The organism is Alteromonas infernus (assembly GCF_902705815.1).
Genome location: NZ_CACSIG010000063.1, coordinates 46,734 through 62,654, shown reverse-complemented (window position 1 = coordinate 62,654; position 15,921 = coordinate 46,734). Strand labels below are relative to the sequence as shown.

Below are 15,921 nucleotides of genomic sequence, written 5' to 3'. Positions count from 1 at the left end.
TATAAGTCTAAGTGTAACAGAATGTTTGAAACTTGGGCAGTTTCATAACTAAGGTTTAACACAGAAGTTATTAGCGACTATCGTATTGATAATAATAAGCTATTTTTGCAATTTACGTGTGAAGCTATGTACTAAAGATCTGCAGCTCCACGCCTTGCGCTATCTTTTAACTTCGATGTGGTTAATCTTGTTGAACGGGGATCCGGCCCACCGGGATAACCTGTCTTCTAATACTTGGCTGCGGCGCTAACCGATACAAGTCGCCGTTTTGCCCTACATAATGTTTTGAAACACCACTCGCTTTCGCAATGTCTGCGTGAGCCTTAAGGTGTGAATGCTCACCATGGACTGGAATAGCAATCTCAGGCTTGACCCAGTGATACATAAGTTTGAGCTCTTCTTCACAAGGGTGGCCGCTTGCGTGAATTGGCAATGTGCTATCCTCGCTATGGATAACTGCCACGCCTTTAGCCGCCAACGCTTTGCTTAGCCGCTCTACACTTTCTTCATTACCCGGTATGACTATTGAGGAAAATAAAACGGTATCTCCTTTTTCCAGCTGTAAATGCGGGTGACTGTCTTTTGCTAGTCGCGCCAGCGCGGTATTTTTCTCCCCTTGACTACCTGTAGCCACTGCAAGTACTTCGTGAGGAGGTAAGTAGCCTAAATGCTGAGGATCGGTAATTGGCAAGTCATCGGGCCAAATACCCTGTTGCTTCGCAATACCGTACATGTTCATAAGCGAACGGCCATACAGCGCCATGTACCGCTTAGTCTTTTTTGCCACTTTGGCTATTGAAATAAGCCTCGCAATATTACTGCCGAAACAACCTACCACTACCCTACCTTTTATAGGAGCAATTGTGCTCAGCAATCCGTCGTAGCAATTTCTTTCGGAAATAGAAAAGCCAGGTTTGGGGGCATTAGTAGAATCTCCCACCATGGCGAGAATATTTTCTCTACCTAATTGCTTATACAGATTTACATCAAACGGCAAGCCTGTGATGGGGTTAGCATCAATTTTCCAATCTGCGGTATGAAGGACAGTACCTACCGGCGTCGCAATTTTAAGGGCAAATGGTTCAGGCAACGAATGAGTAATGGCAAGCCAGTTAACGCTAAAAGGCCCAATTTGAAGGGTATCACCTGCATCTACTTCTATTATCGGCACCCGATTTGCCAATTTACTTCTTGCTAGCTTGCGCCTTAGCACCTCAGCGGTAAACGACGTTGTATAAATCGGCGCTCTAAACCTTTCCCATAGGTAAGGTATAGCGCCCACGTGATCTTCGTGAGCATGGGTGATAACAATCCCCGCTAACGCGTCTTTTTGATTTGCAATAAAGGAAGGGTCTGGCGCAACCACCCGATGTGTTGCACCTTTAGATTCAGTGGAACCAATATTGCTGCCCTTTTTATAGTCTGGAACGAGAGGCTCGTCAAACGATACACCGCAGTCCACCATTAACCAACGGCCATTGTGGCCGTACAAGTTGAGATTCATCCCTATTTCGCCAGTGCCCCCTAAGGGGACAAACCACAAGTCGTCAATAGTTGGGTGCAACAAAATTGATATTACCTTTGATTAAAATGTAGCGAAGTAAAGAGATCGAAAACCGGTTTACAGGGCCACCGCTACTCGTGAAGCTCAACGTTAAGTTGATCAATGACTTCGGCCCAAGCGGCATCTTCAACAATGGCGTCTTTTAAGAACGCAGCTTGGCTCTCATTCCAGTAAGGGGCTTCGTGAAGATGTTGATTCTTGTTTAGACCGCGATGTGTCTCGAAAAACTCGGCAATTTCTTCATCTGAACTACCTAAGCCAAGTTGACTAAACAAGCTATTCATTGTGGGTTGCTCGGTAAACATAACGCCTCCTTGATACTATAGAGATAGGGAGTACTTATTAAGCGTCGCTGGCGTATTTAAACCGGTGTTCAAATTTCCATAATAAAGCAGCCTTACACTCCCTGCTTAATGTTTACCTAAGCAAAAGCCTCTAAGATCACACGCTATAAATACTCTGCGAACTCTTCAGGTGTAATCACCTCACCTTCTTCTGCAGGTACCGGACATACTATAACCATTAGCTCATCTTGCGTCATTCCCGGTACCCATTTCGTCAAAAATTCCTGTGTGGTTAACTCCATAGCCTCGCAGTGCGCCCAATCTTCAGTGGCCCACAGTAGTGCTAGCTCAGCGTCAGGCCATACAGGTACGCCGTCTTCTTCATCGGTTGTCAGCATCACGCAGCCATGCTCATCTTTTAAAATGAATAATTTTTCTTCGGCTTTTATTGTAGCTAAGCTCGCTTCTAGGCGTTGAAAGGCATTTTTTTCTAATAATGGGTGTAATTGTGACATAAGGTTCTCACTTAAATTCTGTCTTTTGCAGGCGCGATAGGCACATCATGCAAATTTCGTTTACTGGTCGCAGTTAGTACGCGGTAGATACGCTGTCAATAATTTCAGCTAAACCTACGCGTCTCACTTGCTTCATGCTATGTACGTATACTTTTAGCGATACGTTTTCTACTGCCTTTATTTTCGTCACCTTTATATGTTGCGGTAACTGCTTTTCAACGTGGATTGGCAAAACAGCTACGCCCCCCTCGCTTTGCAAATTGTTTAGTGCAAGATTAAGTGAATTTGTTCTCAACTTGGCGTCGCGCAGTTGAGGGTAAGCTGTCAGTAACCAATCTCTTGCTTTGGTTCCCCAATCAATAGCCACAAAGTCTGCCGCATCAATGGTATCGGATGTCTCTCCAATGCGATAAAGCGCTAACTCTTGTTCTAGTAAAACCTCACTGTTTACTTCTTCTGACTTAAGCGGTTCGGTGGAAAAAGAAAGATCGGTTACACGCTCATGAAGTTGTCTGGACAAGCTATCGAGCGTAAGCACTTCGGCTTTCACTGACCAATCGGGAAATGTACTGTGCAAGTGACTTAACATTTGGGGTAATAATAACTCGCTCGCTAGTTGTGTGGCGCCGCACACAACATATTCAGATGACTGAATTTGTAGCTCTTGTTTTGCCTCGTTTAGCGTCGCGCAAAGCTGTCGAGCGTAGGGCAATAATTTTTCGCCCGATTGAGTAAGCTGGATACTATTTCTTTGCCTTATGAACAACGTGGTATGAAAGTACTCTTCAAGTAACTTTATGCGAGCGCTTACGGCAGACTGAGTGAGGTAAAGATTCTCTGCGGCTTTACCAAAGTGACGGGTTTTTGCCACTTCTATAAACGTGGTGAGAAAGCGTATATCCATGCTTGTTGTACAACCAAATCAAAGTAAAACTAAGTTGGCACAGATAATACGGCAAGTAAACACAAAAGCACAGAAGCGTACCGCATGTAACGGTACGCTTTATTAAAATTTCACCAACTCGATGAATTAATACTCTTCTTGGTGCAGGCGACGCTGTTTATCACGACGTTGCAGGTCACGCTTTTGCTTTGCCTTCACATCGCTATGACGTTTAGCATTTGGCTTTTTAGCGTGAAAACCTTCGTCTTCTACCGAGTCCCATTCTTCACGCTGGTAACGATAGTCTTTGCTCATTGCATTCTCTAGGTAGTTAACACGCCTTAATTATTATCCTAAGCCATAAAATGAAAAACGAATTTTAATCATCGTAGCGATAATAATTTTTGATGATTCACGCTTTGATTGGCTTAAAACTATGTTTCTGCCAGTTAGCTGTACTATGGTGCACCGTAAGCGCGGAAGTTATAAAACCCTATAAAAATAATTTTTATTGCTATTTTACAAGTAATTAAAGCAATAACAGTGCCCCTTTCTCTTTGCCGAGCAACTGCTCAAAAAGCAAGCTACATTTTTATTTTTTTGTTACTTTTTAAACCGTTAAAAATTTTTTATTGATAAGAGAAAAATCTTTTGTTTTATCTTCGTTTTTAATTGTCATAAAAGTGCGCTGAACAAAACATTACGTTGGGTACATCATGAAACGTTTAGCTATTCGACCATCAGCAAAACCTTATATTGACCGTCAAAAATTTCCCTATGGATTTCGCAAATCAGGTGACTTTAGCATTGCAGAAGCAGATCTTCTTACTCAATACGGTAAAACGTTACTGCAATTAGAAACGGGTGAACTTACACCACAAAACGACGATGAAGCGCATTTTGTTGACTTCATTAGCGGCAAGGTTGAAGCAAGTAACAACCTAGAAAAGGCGTGGGCGAAGTATGTCCGGTTAGCAAGAGGCAAGAAGCACTTTTATACGCTTCACAGCAGCGCGAGTAATCAATCGGATTATGACGACGACTTTTCCGACGATGAATTCGATGTAGCATAATCATTTGACCCTCTTAAAAAAGCTCGCTCCGGCGAGCTTTTTTGTTTTACGACTCGAAATGATCTCAATCAACTTTTGGCAAGAACAAAATGAAGAAACGTTAAGGACTGTCTACACTTAGACTAATACAAAGCGATGCCAATTTACTTGTTAATATCGCTTTGAATAACGAGCCCAAGCAAAGGAGGCGCAACGATGATCATTAGTTCAAAACAGCTTACTCACTTTTCCATTCACGCCGTGGATGACAAAGTGGGCGGCATCCGCGATATCCTTTTTGATGACGAGACCTTTACCGTACGCTATTTGGTTGCAGATACAAACACCTGGCTTCCACTTAGCCGCAAGGTTGTGATATCTCCTATCTCTGTGACAGGTTTAGAAGCCGAGGAGGAGTCCATTCAAATAAACATGACGGTTGATACTCTTAAAAACAGTCCGTCTATTGATGAGCATAAACCTGTATCTCGTGAATATGAGGAGAATCTCTTCAAATACTTCGGGTATGGCTATTATTGGATAGGACCAGGAGCTTGGGGGGAGTTTGCTCATCCCGATGAGTTAGTTGAATTACAGCACGCTGAGGAATCAGACACGGTCCACCCTAAAAAATCCACGAATCACCTGCGTGCTGTTGCAGAGGTGGGCGGATACGAGGTGGCTACAACCACTGATAATGTCGGCCACATCAGTAACTTTATTATTGATACGCGAAGCTGGGAAATTGTACTGCTGGTTGTAGATACCAATAATTGGCTTCCAGGCGGAAAACACCTTGCTCTTCTACCGACCGATGTAGATAAAATCGACTGGGCTGCACACTGCGTCAGCGTTAAGCTAAGCCATGACGAGCTAATTAATCGACCAGAAGTAGACAGTGATAAAATTACTGAAGAATCTTATATTCCTACATTATGCGCACAAATAAATAGTGAAACGCGTTAAGGACTAACGAGAAAATTTCATGCTGATAGATAATGCAATGTCCGTTTGCTAAGGCGGACATTGCACTTTAGAAAGGAAGAAAAACACTACTCGCAGAAAAATTCGTACATTAACGCAATTAAACGTTTAACACGTTCGTCAGCTAATCGATAATAAATGGTTTGACCTTCCCTTCTCGTGGCCACCATTTTTGATTCTCGCAGTAGGGCAAGATGTTGTGAAATTACAGGTTGTGATACGCTAACGACCTCAAGCAGCTCGGTTACCGATTTCTCCTCCTTTAATAGCGAGCAAAGCACCATAAGGCGCGTTTTGTTCGCAAATTGCTTAAGGAAGATCTCAGCCTCCACCGCATGTTCCATTATATCATCTGAACCTATCACCATATCCTCGGACATAAGCACTCTCTATCTGTAAAGTATTTCAACGTCAATTTATCCATTTACTATACTAAAGTATAAGACAATTTGCCGACTTGCCATTTTATGCGATGAATTCCCGTATTTTATGAAATTTTGTAGTGCTACCCTATGAATATTGATTTTATCTTATTTATACCTCAGTTTCAGCGAAAGCGATTTTTAAAGGAAATATAATGCTAATTGATATCAAGAAACGGCTAGAAAATATCGACCTGGACATAAGAACAATAACGGCAGAACAAGCCGTCAGTGAGCAAAAAAATAATGGGGGTACGCTTATTGATGTTAGGGAAGCAGCAGAGGTCAGCAAAGAGCCCGTCCCTTGCGCCCTTCATATCCCGCGTGGCGTTTTAGAAATGAAGGCATTGGAACACTTTAGCGATGCTTCCACGCCTCTTTATATTCACTGTGCGTCTGGCGTGCGTGCTACGCTCGCAGCAGAACAGCTATTAAAGATGGGTTATGAGAATGTGTCGGTTATCACGTGTTCTGTACCTACAATTAATCAAGCCAGCACAAATGACTAAGTAAAGCCGTATGTGCTATAAGAGACGCTAAACGAAGTCAAAAGGCGTTTTATGCTTAAATCCACACTAGAACAGTGGCGTATGTTTAAAGCCGTTGTAGATGCAGGCGGCTTTAATCAAGCCGCTGCAGAAGTACATAAAAGTCAATCAAGCGTTCACCACGCAGTACAAAAGCTAGAAAACGCGATTGGGGTTACTTTATTTGAAAATATAGGCCGCAAAGTAAAGCTTTCTCCACAGGGTGAACTTATGTACCGCCGTGCCTCTTTTCTGCTTAGTGAAGCCCATAAGTTGGAAGCGGTGGCTGATAGCCTACAGGCCGGAACAGAAACAACACTACGTATAGCGGTGGACATAATCTTTCCCTCTGAGCTGTTATACAACGTTCTCGCTAAAGTCTCTTCTGAATTTCCCCAGTTGCGCATTGAGATAGAAGAAACCGTATTAAGTGGCGCTAATTCACTGTTAAGTAGTGGAAAAGTAGATTTAGGAATATCCCCTTTCGTGTTGCCCAATGGGTTCAGCGAAGACCTTTGTGAAATTGAGTTTGCCGCTGTTGCTCATGTAGACCACCCGCTACATCAGTTAAACCGAACACTCACCCTTGAAGATTTAAAGGCACATAGGCAAATAGTAGTGCGCGACTCCTCCGCCGAGCGAAAGGCAGACGTTGGGTGGCTAGGCGCCGAACAGCGCTGGACAGTAAGCCATGTAAGAACATCACTGGATATCATTGCCCAAGGATTAGGATTTGCATGGTTACCAATTGCTATTATTAAAGAAGAGCTAGAAAGCGGTACTTTGCAACCACTCCCTTTAGACAATAATGCCGCGCTAAGAAAAGCATTACTGTATTTGTCGTTTGAAGATGGTGATACCTTAGGCCCCGCAGCTCGCGCGTTCATCGGAGAGCTCAGGTATCAAACGATGCATCTGCCCTCTTCGGACTTTATTATGGACGAATGCAAAAATTAGAGAACTTACGCGTTCAAATGGTTTAGACGATTAGGGCAGCGAGTCGTTCAAACCCCAAGACAAAGCCAAATAACGAAATTGAAACACCGACAAGTGCCACTGCCCCGTCATCGGTGGCCATTCCTATTGCCATAATAAACACAGCAGAAGCAGGGATTAGCCCCATAAAAGGAATGAGCTCTAAAGGAATCATCACAAGACCGCATGCTACGCAATTCAACGCAATGAATGAGCGAACAACTGGCTGGCGCATGAAAAACCAACGCGGAACTAAAAACCTGTCCACGCGCACTGCGAGCGGTTTGACCTTTTCAACGATGTATCTAAGTTGGTCGGCATCACATGTTAACTCCATTACCCTTTCCGGTAGCCAAGGGTGACGACGACCGAGTAATATTTGCAAAGCGATGAGTAATATCGTCGCACCCGCTAAAGATGGGATGCCTGGAATGGCGCCAATGGGTGTACAGGCGATAAACGACGGCAAAGCTAGCATTGGCCCAAACCCGCGCTTTTCCATTACGGTCCAGAAGTCAGCAAAAAGAAACTCGTCCCGCCTCGCATGGGGTTGCATTTTCCCAAGCAGCTCATACAAGGTCATTGATCTTTCAGCTGTTTTTCCTAACATATTCAATTCCTTTGATTTAACAACTCGAATCGTCCGCCAAGCGGTTAAGCACAATCCTTATCTATAAAACGGCAGCCGAACCCAATTGGCCTATATAAGGTGGGCTGTATGTAAAAAGAAGTTAATAGCCCCTTGTTGTGCGAAAAATATGCCATTGGACGATTAACGGCCCTTTTTGCGCGTGTAGGAATAGTTTTTGCAATTTTTGTAAAAACGACAGAGTTGTTACAGAGTAAATTTGTAATAACAAGGGGAAATATTTACGAACGCTAATGACAAATAAAGTCGTGAAATGGTTATAAAAACCTTGTCATTGATAAGTGCGTTAGCTATTTCGTTTTGAAAAACCAATTAACACACTTTTTGGATATCAAAATAGTCGAAACTTGCGCTTTGATACCCAAAGACTGTTAAATTATGATAAAACTATAACATTGTTTTTATTCCGAATTTTTCCGAATAGGAATCTAAAGAGAGGGACATCCACGTGCTAACCGTACTTTTAGTTGATGACGACGCTGAGTTCACAGAAGTTGCCTGTACCATTATTGAATTCTTGGGTCATGAAGTGCTTACCGCAGGAACATTAAAAGAAGCCCGAGACTGGTTAGAAAAAGAAACCTTCGACCACGTATTACTCGATTTTATGCTACCAGATGGTAGTGGCGCGCATTTATTTAATGAACTAGACGCGCTTCCTAAAAGACCAAGAGTTACCCTTATAACCGGCCACCCTTCTGTCAAAAGCGTTATTAAAGGGCTGTGTGGGCCTACGGTTGACTATCTCGTTAAACCTATACAACGAGAAGAAATTGAGGCGGTTTTAAGTCAGAAAAACAAACAAAAAGCGCCTAAAGAAGAGAAGATAGAAAAACATTTCGATTTGCTTATCGGTGAGTCACCGATAATGAAAGAGCTTTATAAGTTAATTTCTCGTGTAAGTAAAACAAGCGCAAATGTCATGCTGCTCGGTGAAAGTGGCGTGGGTAAAGAGGTGGTCGCCGCCGCCATTCATCGCGCTTCAGAAAGTGAAGGCCCCTACATTGCCACAAACTGTGGTGCCTTTTCTAAAGAACTCATTGGTAGTGAACTGTTCGGTCATGAAAAGGGCGCATTCACTGGCGCTGTGGGTCGAAAAGAAGGGGTATTCGAACAAGCCGAGGGGGGAACACTCTTTCTGGATGAAATTACTGAAATGCCCATAGATATGCAGCCAAACCTGCTTCGCGTTTTAGAAAACAAGGTCGTGCTTCGCGTTGGCGGCACTAAAACTATCCCCGTTAATTGTCGCGTTGTATCTGCAACAAACCGGACAATGGAAGAGATTGCGCAAAGTAAAGTGCTGCGCGAGGATATATATTTTAGGCTTGCCGTTTTTCCCATCACTATCCCCCCACTAAGAGAGCGCAAAGAAGATATTCCTTTGTTAGCTAAAACGTTCATCGCTGAATTTAATAAGGATAATGGCTCTAACTTTAGGTGGGAAGACGCTCAACTTGATACACTTCAAGCCTACGATTGGCCGGGCAATGTTCGTGAATTAAGACACTTTGTGCATCGTGCAGCTATCATGAGTGACCCCGAAAAAAGTGAAATAGAGTTACCAAAAACCATTGAATCGCCTTTCGCTCAAAAGCAAAGTACGACACCGGCACTTCAGGCAGGACGCACCATTGAAGACGTTGAGAAAGAGCTTATTTACGCCACGCTAGAAAAGGTCAACGGCAATAAAACAACGGCTGCTGAAATGCTGGGGATCAGTACTAAGACCCTCTACAACCGCCTTCACGCATATGGTGACTTAAGTAAAGACGAATAAAAACAATGAGGTATTTAGTATGACTAGCGACGAGTTTTCTCAACTTAGTGTTTTTGTTCACGACGCGCGTAAGCCGCTGAACAGGATTTCGATGCAAGCTGAGCTAGTAAAAATGGCATTAAACGGAGACGTTCCGCCTGAAAAGGCGTTAACGGCATTGGATAAAATAATAAGCAGCGCAAAAGACTGCAGCCACACCCTGACTGAAATGACTTCAGAACTGGGCGAAAATGTTTCGGAATAAATAGATGATTTCAAAAGTACTGTCTTCAATATACAGTTGGATTGTTATCGTTGTGCTCGTTATCGTTGTGATAACGGCAAATTCATTTTATGTGGTAAGCACACTAAATGACCTCTCTGCGCTTGAAGCCAGATTGTTTACTACGAACCGTGTTATTAATGCCATAAACAGGCTACACGTAGCCGTTTTGCGCGTAGAGTCTGGACAGCGTGGCTATATGCTAACAGACGATGAAAAATACCTGACGGACTACAGCGAATCATTAAGTGTTATTGGCGAGCTGATGAGCGAAGTCGAAGTCAGCTCTTTTTCTTCCGATATCGATGACCAATCGATTAGGATTGACGAGTTACTTAACCTTACTAAAGCGAAAGTCAATGAGGTGATTCGAGTTGTTGAACTCATAAAAGAAGGCAATGAACAACAAGCCATAGAATCATTAAATAGTGATAAAGGCATTGCCCTTTATCGGCGTTTTGAAACCGTATTTAATGATATTCACAACTCAGAAAGAGATATGCAGGGAACACACCTTGCCAACTTGATGAGTTTAAGACGTGATTCTGTAAATACGCTGATTATTTCATCAGCGACAACGCTTCTTCTCATAATCACCGTATTTTTATTATTAAAAATTAACTCCCGTGAGCATGAAAAGTATCAAGCTGACCTTGAGTCTGTAAATGAAGATTTGGAGTCGCGGATTGTAGAGCGTACTCAGGAACTCAGCGTTTACTCTGACGAACTTGCCAGAAGTAACAGAGAGCTTGAAGACTTCGCTTTTGTCGCCTCTCACGATCTTCAGGAGCCGCTGCGAAAAATCAGGGCGTTCGGCAATAGGTTAGAATCCGGCTACAACGACGTGATTGACGAGAGGGGCAAAGATTACCTTGCTCGCATGCTTAATGCGGCTGAGCGTATGTCTATGCTTATCTCTGATCTTCTGGCTTTTTCTCGAGTATCAACCCGAGGTAGAGAGTTTGAAGAAGTTAACCTAGATCGGGTTATAAAAAGCGTACTTGGAGATTTAGAGATAGCCATTGAAGAAAAGTCGGCGCAGATAAACGTTTGCGAAATGCCAACAATTCGAGGGGACAAGTCCCAACTCGAACAGCTCTTTTTGAACCTCATCTCTAATGCGCTTAAATTTCAAAGCGAAGGCGTGGTGCCCATCGTCAATATAACCGTTACTGATGCGACGGAAGAAGATTTGAAAGATATATTGATGCATGAGGAAAACGAATGGATAAAAATAGCGATATCTGACAACGGTATTGGTTTCGAACAGTCTTTTGCAGAAAAAATATTTGCTCCTTTTCAGCGTCTGCATGGTAGAAGTGAGTACAAAGGTACCGGCATTGGACTTGCCGTTTGCCGACGCATTGTTGAACGACACAATGGCCACATAACCGCGAAAAGCACCCCCGGGGAAGGGGCAACGTTCTTGATGATTATGCCTAAAGATAGCGATCCTTTTTCAAACAATAATAATGGAGATACACACAATGACGCGTAAACAAACCCAACCAATCAATATATTAATGGCAGATGATGACGAGGATGACCGTCTACTCACTGTCGATGCGCTTGCAGAAAGCAGAGTATTAAACAATTTGTTTTGCGTTGAAGACGGCGTTGAGCTTTTAGAATTCTTGCGCCATGAGGGCAAATATACAGACCCAGCTTCTGCGCCGCGACCAAGCCTAATTCTGCTCGATTTAAACATGCCTAGAAAAGATGGTCGCGAAGCACTTCAAGAATTAAAGAACGATCCGAAGTTGCGCAGCATTCCTGTTGTTATTTTGACAACGTCGAAAGAAGAAGAGGATATGCTTCGCGGGTATGACCTAGGGTGTGCTTCTTACATTACCAAACCCGTAAACTTCGAAGGTTTGGTGGAATTAATGCGGGCCCTCGGACGCTATTGGATTGAGTTCGTTGAGTTACCAAGCGAATAATTGGAGTACTAGATGACAGAGGTTATAAAAATTCTGTTAGTAGAGGATGATGAAGATGATTACTTCTTAACCTCTGATTATCTAGCACAATGTGAGTCACCTTCGTTTGAACTAACCTGGGTGACTAATAGTCTAGATGCCGTAGAGGCACTCAAAACTAATAATTTTGATTTGTGCTTGCTAGATTATTTGTTGGGTGCTGAAAATGCCATCGACGTGCTAGGGCTTTTGAAATCTAATCAAATTAGCTTACCCGTGGTGATCCTCACTGGCCAGTCTGACTCAGCGGTTGATGAAATGGTTATGCGTGCTGGTGCTGCAGACTATCTTCAAAAATCAGAAATAGAAACGCCTCGTTTTATGCGTACTATTCGCTACGCGATGGTGCGCCGCGATATTGAAAACGAACGCATTGAACGTAATAAAGTCGAGCAGAAGAACAAGGCGAAAGACAAGTTTCTTGCCCACTTAGGCCACGAACTTCGAACACCGCTAACCTCCATTTTAGGGTACACAGAGCTCCTTATTGATGACGCGCGCAACAGCGCTTTTCAACAGGAGCTATCGATTATCCACTCAAACGGAAAACACTTGTTAAGCCTGCTAAATGATTTACTTGATATGTCCCGTATTATGGCGGAAAAGCTTGAGCTTAATATTCAAGACGTTAATTTATCAGCCTTTTTAACCGATATTCATTCGTTGATGCGGCTTAATGCCAAAGATAAGGGTCTTAGCCTTAACGTTGTGTCAAAAACCAAAATTCCAGAGTTTATCCAAACCGACCCAACGCGCCTGCGTCAGGTACTGCTGAACTTAATATCGAATGCCGTAAAGTTCACTGATAAAGGAAGTATAACGTTAACCATCGAACTAGATGAATACACGCCTCAGGATGGCTCCCCTCCTCTACTCAGGTTTTCCGTTGATGATACAGGTATTGGCATGGCGCCAGATAAATTGAAAAATATCTTCCAGCCCTTTGAACAAATTGAAGATGTTATGCGTGCCAATCACGGAGGTGCAGGGTTAGGGCTTGCAATCTGTAATGAGTTAGTTTCTAAGTTGGGCGGGGATATTGCGGTTACTTCTCGACTTGGCGAAGGAAGTACGTTTACCTTTGATATAAACCCCGGTGAGCTATCTTCACAACCACTGGTTGACTTACAGCTCGGTCAAATTCAACCGGTGGAGTCGAGCAGCATTGACCTGTGTGTTACGGGGAGAGTGCTAATTGTAGATGACCTTAGAGAGATACGCAGACTAACGGGGCACCTTGTCAGTCAGTCACAAGCCGACATAAGCTACGCTGAAAATGGCGTAAAAGCGCTGGAAGCCGTATTAGAAGCTGATGAACACAATCAACCTTTCGATTTGGTTCTTATGGATATTCACATGCCCGTAATGAACGGTATTGAAGCCCTCCACGCTATCCGCCGGCACGGGCAAGATATTCCTGTTATTGCTGTCACCGCCGCGAGCCGTAAAGGCCTGCGGGAGTCGCTAATTCGAGAAGGGTTTAACGATGTTATAGGCAAACCTATAGACCGCTTTGCATTGGCAAATTTGCTTTCTCAATATTTGCCTCCAGGCAATTATGTAACCTTTACTAATGTAGAGAGTCAAGTCGCTGATATGCCAATGGAAAAGCCCTATGCACCGGAAGAAAACAAGACGCCTAAAAGTAACCTCTATCTAGAGAACATAGGTGAAACAACAGTGCAAAGCTCGGACAATAAGCCAAACGATACTCACCCAGAAAATGGCGAGGCTGCGCCAAAACATAAGCGCATTCTTGTCATTGAAGACGACGAAGACGCAGCTGAATTGCTACAGCTTTTTCTCACTCATTTAGGCCACGCCGTCACCACAGAGTATTGTGGGGCTGACGCGTTAAACACAGCAGAAGGTCAGAATTTTGATCATATCCTGATGGATTTAACCCTGCCTGACTATAATGGCTACGACCTTGCCGCAGAACTGAAACAGAAACTCCCTGATGCCGTACTAACGATTGTAAGCGGCCACGAAGCAGACACCGATGCCATGTCATCTATTGGCATAGATAGTGCGCTTTTAAAACCCGTATCTAAAGACGATTTGGCCTCCGTAGTAGGTTAAATCGAATCCAATGGCGCAAAGACTAAGAAAATATTACAAGGGTTTGCAAACGAACGTGTGAGACTTGCAAACCCTCTCCTTTTTTCCAAACCCTATATATACATAAAAAACAAATAAAACAATAGCTTACATACATGGTATACAGGTTGCACCCTTAATATTGAACCCAAAATATTAAGGAGAGTATTATGGCTACACAAGCATCAGCAAAATCGCAAACGGTAAAAACGAGTACGACTAACGGCGTAACTGAGCCGAGCCACCCAGTAACGGATCAACTGAAAGAATCTCTTCACTCTTCGGTAGACAAGTTAGCAGACAGTGCCGGTATCGCCGAAGAAAACATTCGTAAAACAGCATCGTCTTCTGCGGAAAATATGTCGGCACGAAAGCGCCTTGCAGAACAAAAATGGCAAGCGTCAAAAGTACGTAAATACGCCATAGAAAACCCGGTAACCACTGCGGGTATTGCATTCGCCGCAGGCATGTTGGTAACTTCACTACTTCGCAAGAAATAACCGATGACAGTGCCTGATTTTCACAAAGCACAATTTTCATTGTGTGAAGAAAATCCGTTTCGCCTGACGCCTCCTGGCGCTCAGGCGACGCTTAACGCCGATAGACATTCAAGCGCTAATAAATCAGCAAATTCTACTGCTGAGCAAAACTACCCCGACCCTTCCTTCTCAAGCATCATATCTGCGCTTAAAGAAGCATTTTCTCAAAGAAAAGCACAAGGATTCGCGTTTTTAGAACTGACTAACAGTGAATTGATGCTCATAAAAAAGAGTATTTTTGTTACGGTATTCGCTTGCTTAGCTGCTTTTGCGGTAGGAACTGTTTGCTGGCTTATCTTAAACATCGCTATTGGCGCTTTTCTTCACAGTATGGGAGTGCATTACGTGATAGTACCGTTAGTGCTATTGGCTATTAATGTGTTAACAGCATTTGGACTATTTAGACTTGCCCAAAACGCGTTTGGGTATATCAGCTTTCACCGGCTTGTACAAACGTGGAGACGAGTTTTCGGTTAGCTACTCCTTGCTACAAACTAATTCATATTTTTTGTCAAAAATAGCGTAAGGTAACCACGATGAACATTTTTTTAAAGGCTAATATGCGTGACATCGCAGAAAAGGAGCATGCTTACTTTTCGCAAAAGCATCATGCAGATGTTGCAGTTACGCAAGCAAAAAGGCAATGTAAGCTATTAATGGGCAAACCCGAGACGCTATTGGGTATTGCTGCATTTGGCGGTTACAAAGGTGCAGTTGATGCTAAGCCTAAAGCAAAACGCAATCAGGCCATGATGGCGCTAGGCAGAACCGCGCTATTGTCATTGTTTCAATGACCTAAATAATCTAAGGAGTACGTGAGATGACCGGAAAACCTACGTCGAAAAGTCGCAAGATGCTTGCTGGTATTGGTATAGCATTTAGTCTTGTAATAGTAGGTTGCTCATCGACGCCAGTCGCTGCGCCTACCCCTTATAAATCGGCAAACACAAAAGCCGGTTATGGATACTCTAGTGAGAAACTTTCGGGCAGCGAATACAAAGTTCTCTTTAAGGCCACAGACAAAACTCCTGCAGATAAAGTTCAGCAATACGCCCTCCATCGCGCTGCACAAATTGCGCAAAAGCAGGGGTACAGCTATTTATCTATAGTAAAAACTAACGTAGATAAAAAGCCTGTATTGGCACGAGAAATTGTGGCTAATAATGAAAAGCCGGCAACATTTCAAATTGATAGACAATGCACCATGTCCGGATGTGAAGAAGTGGCACAGCCGATGTCCGTGCCTAATTCCAGTGACGTGGTAAAAACACAGATCAACGATATTTATTTTACCATCGTCGTTAAAATGGCAAATGATATGGCAAGCTTAGGTAAAAACGCCTTCACTGTAGAAGAAGTGCTTGCTGAGCCGCTTGAGACTAAAGGCAGTAATTAAACCGGTAAAT

20 protein-coding genes are annotated in these 15,921 nt (G+C 43.3%); 13 read left to right on the top strand and 7 right to left on the bottom strand.

Features of this window, described 5'->3' with window-relative positions; all coding sequences use genetic code 11:
- Window positions 1-181: 181 nt before the first annotated feature.
- The 5 genes from ACX5J7_RS15565 to ACX5J7_RS15545 form a co-directional block, all read right to left on the bottom strand.
- Window positions 182-1,567, bottom strand: a complete 1,386-nt coding sequence (locus ACX5J7_RS15565) for a ribonuclease J (RefSeq protein ID WP_278384591.1) — start codon at window positions 1,565-1,567, stop codon at window positions 182-184.
- Between the two features lie 68 nt (window positions 1,568-1,635).
- On the bottom strand, window positions 1,636-1,869 hold the full coding sequence (locus tag ACX5J7_RS15560; protein WP_498707459.1) for a DUF2789 domain-containing protein: 234 nt from the start codon (window positions 1,867-1,869) through the stop codon (window positions 1,636-1,638).
- A gap of 143 nt (window positions 1,870-2,012) precedes the next feature.
- Complete coding sequence (locus tag ACX5J7_RS15555; RefSeq protein WP_012519160.1) at window positions 2,013-2,363, bottom strand: DUF2750 domain-containing protein; 351 nt, start codon at window positions 2,361-2,363, stop codon at window positions 2,013-2,015.
- Between the two features lie 73 nt (window positions 2,364-2,436).
- A complete protein-coding gene (locus ACX5J7_RS15550; RefSeq protein WP_020746123.1) occupies window positions 2,437-3,267 on the bottom strand; it encodes a LysR family transcriptional regulator in 831 nt (276 codons plus the stop codon).
- Window positions 3,268-3,393: 126 nt separating this feature from the next.
- Complete coding sequence (locus ACX5J7_RS15545) at window positions 3,394-3,561, bottom strand: hypothetical protein (protein ID WP_015067440.1); 168 nt, start codon at window positions 3,559-3,561, stop codon at window positions 3,394-3,396.
- Between the two features lie 401 nt (window positions 3,562-3,962).
- Here ACX5J7_RS15545 and ACX5J7_RS15540 point away from each other — a divergent pair, with 401 nt between their 5' ends.
- Complete coding sequence (locus tag ACX5J7_RS15540; protein WP_015067441.1) at window positions 3,963-4,319, top strand: MaoP family protein; 357 nt, start codon at window positions 3,963-3,965, stop codon at window positions 4,317-4,319.
- Window positions 4,320-4,514: 195 nt separating this feature from the next.
- Window positions 4,515-5,264: a PRC-barrel domain-containing protein gene (locus ACX5J7_RS15535; RefSeq protein ID WP_012518759.1), complete on the top strand. Its 750-nt coding sequence runs from the start codon at window positions 4,515-4,517 to the stop codon at window positions 5,262-5,264.
- Window positions 5,265-5,350: 86 nt separating this feature from the next.
- On the opposite strand, the gene ACX5J7_RS15530 is transcribed toward ACX5J7_RS15535, so the two are convergent.
- Window positions 5,351-5,662, bottom strand: coding sequence for an ArsR/SmtB family transcription factor (locus tag ACX5J7_RS15530; RefSeq protein ID WP_015067442.1), 312 nt, complete (start codon window positions 5,660-5,662; stop codon window positions 5,351-5,353).
- Window positions 5,663-5,859: 197 nt separating this feature from the next.
- Here ACX5J7_RS15530 and ACX5J7_RS15525 point away from each other — a divergent pair, with 197 nt between their 5' ends.
- Window positions 5,860-6,213 (top strand): rhodanese-like domain-containing protein, encoded by a 354-nt coding sequence (locus tag ACX5J7_RS15525; protein WP_012518761.1) that lies wholly within the window; start codon window positions 5,860-5,862, stop codon window positions 6,211-6,213.
- A gap of 51 nt (window positions 6,214-6,264) precedes the next feature.
- Entirely contained in the window at window positions 6,265-7,188 is a 924-nt protein-coding gene (locus tag ACX5J7_RS15520; protein WP_020746124.1) for a LysR family transcriptional regulator, read from the top strand.
- 22 nt (window positions 7,189-7,210) lie between these two features.
- On the opposite strand, the gene ACX5J7_RS15515 is transcribed toward ACX5J7_RS15520, so the two are convergent.
- Window positions 7,211-7,816: an exopolysaccharide biosynthesis protein gene (locus ACX5J7_RS15515; RefSeq protein WP_012518763.1), complete on the bottom strand. Its 606-nt coding sequence runs from the start codon at window positions 7,814-7,816 to the stop codon at window positions 7,211-7,213.
- A gap of 487 nt (window positions 7,817-8,303) precedes the next feature.
- Here ACX5J7_RS15515 and ACX5J7_RS15510 point away from each other — a divergent pair, with 487 nt between their 5' ends.
- The 9 genes from ACX5J7_RS15510 (at window position 8,304) to ACX5J7_RS15470 (ending at window position 15,911) form a co-directional block, all read left to right on the top strand.
- The gene (locus ACX5J7_RS15510; RefSeq protein WP_012518764.1) at window positions 8,304-9,635 is read left to right on the top strand and encodes a sigma-54-dependent transcriptional regulator; all 1,332 of its coding nucleotides are present in this window, start codon (window positions 8,304-8,306) and stop codon (window positions 9,633-9,635) included.
- A gap of 19 nt (window positions 9,636-9,654) precedes the next feature.
- The gene (locus ACX5J7_RS15505) at window positions 9,655-9,879 is read left to right on the top strand and encodes a hypothetical protein (protein WP_012518765.1); all 225 of its coding nucleotides are present in this window, start codon (window positions 9,655-9,657) and stop codon (window positions 9,877-9,879) included.
- Window positions 9,880-9,883: 4 nt separating this feature from the next.
- Entirely contained in the window at window positions 9,884-11,395 is a 1,512-nt protein-coding gene (locus ACX5J7_RS15500) for a sensor histidine kinase (protein WP_474369496.1), read from the top strand.
- Entirely contained in the window at window positions 11,385-11,837 is a 453-nt protein-coding gene (locus ACX5J7_RS15495) for a response regulator (protein ID WP_012518767.1), read from the top strand. Before ACX5J7_RS15500 ends, ACX5J7_RS15495 begins: the two co-directional genes overlap by 11 nt.
- A gap of 12 nt (window positions 11,838-11,849) precedes the next feature.
- Window positions 11,850-13,958 carry a response regulator gene (locus ACX5J7_RS15490; protein ID WP_012518768.1) on the top strand — a complete coding sequence of 703 codons (2,109 nt, stop codon included), beginning with the start codon at window positions 11,850-11,852 and terminating at the stop codon, window positions 13,956-13,958.
- 188 nt (window positions 13,959-14,146) lie between these two features.
- Entirely contained in the window at window positions 14,147-14,476 is a 330-nt protein-coding gene (locus ACX5J7_RS15485; protein ID WP_012518769.1) for a hypothetical protein, read from the top strand.
- A 3-nt stretch (window positions 14,477-14,479) separates the two neighbouring features.
- Window positions 14,480-14,992: a hypothetical protein gene (locus tag ACX5J7_RS15480; protein WP_498707454.1), complete on the top strand. Its 513-nt coding sequence runs from the start codon at window positions 14,480-14,482 to the stop codon at window positions 14,990-14,992.
- A 59-nt stretch (window positions 14,993-15,051) separates the two neighbouring features.
- Complete coding sequence (locus tag ACX5J7_RS15475; RefSeq protein WP_012518771.1) at window positions 15,052-15,309, top strand: hypothetical protein; 258 nt, start codon at window positions 15,052-15,054, stop codon at window positions 15,307-15,309.
- A gap of 26 nt (window positions 15,310-15,335) precedes the next feature.
- Complete coding sequence (locus tag ACX5J7_RS15470) at window positions 15,336-15,911, top strand: CC0125/CC1285 family lipoprotein (RefSeq protein ID WP_474369495.1); 576 nt, start codon at window positions 15,336-15,338, stop codon at window positions 15,909-15,911.
- Window positions 15,912-15,921 lie beyond the last annotated feature (10 nt).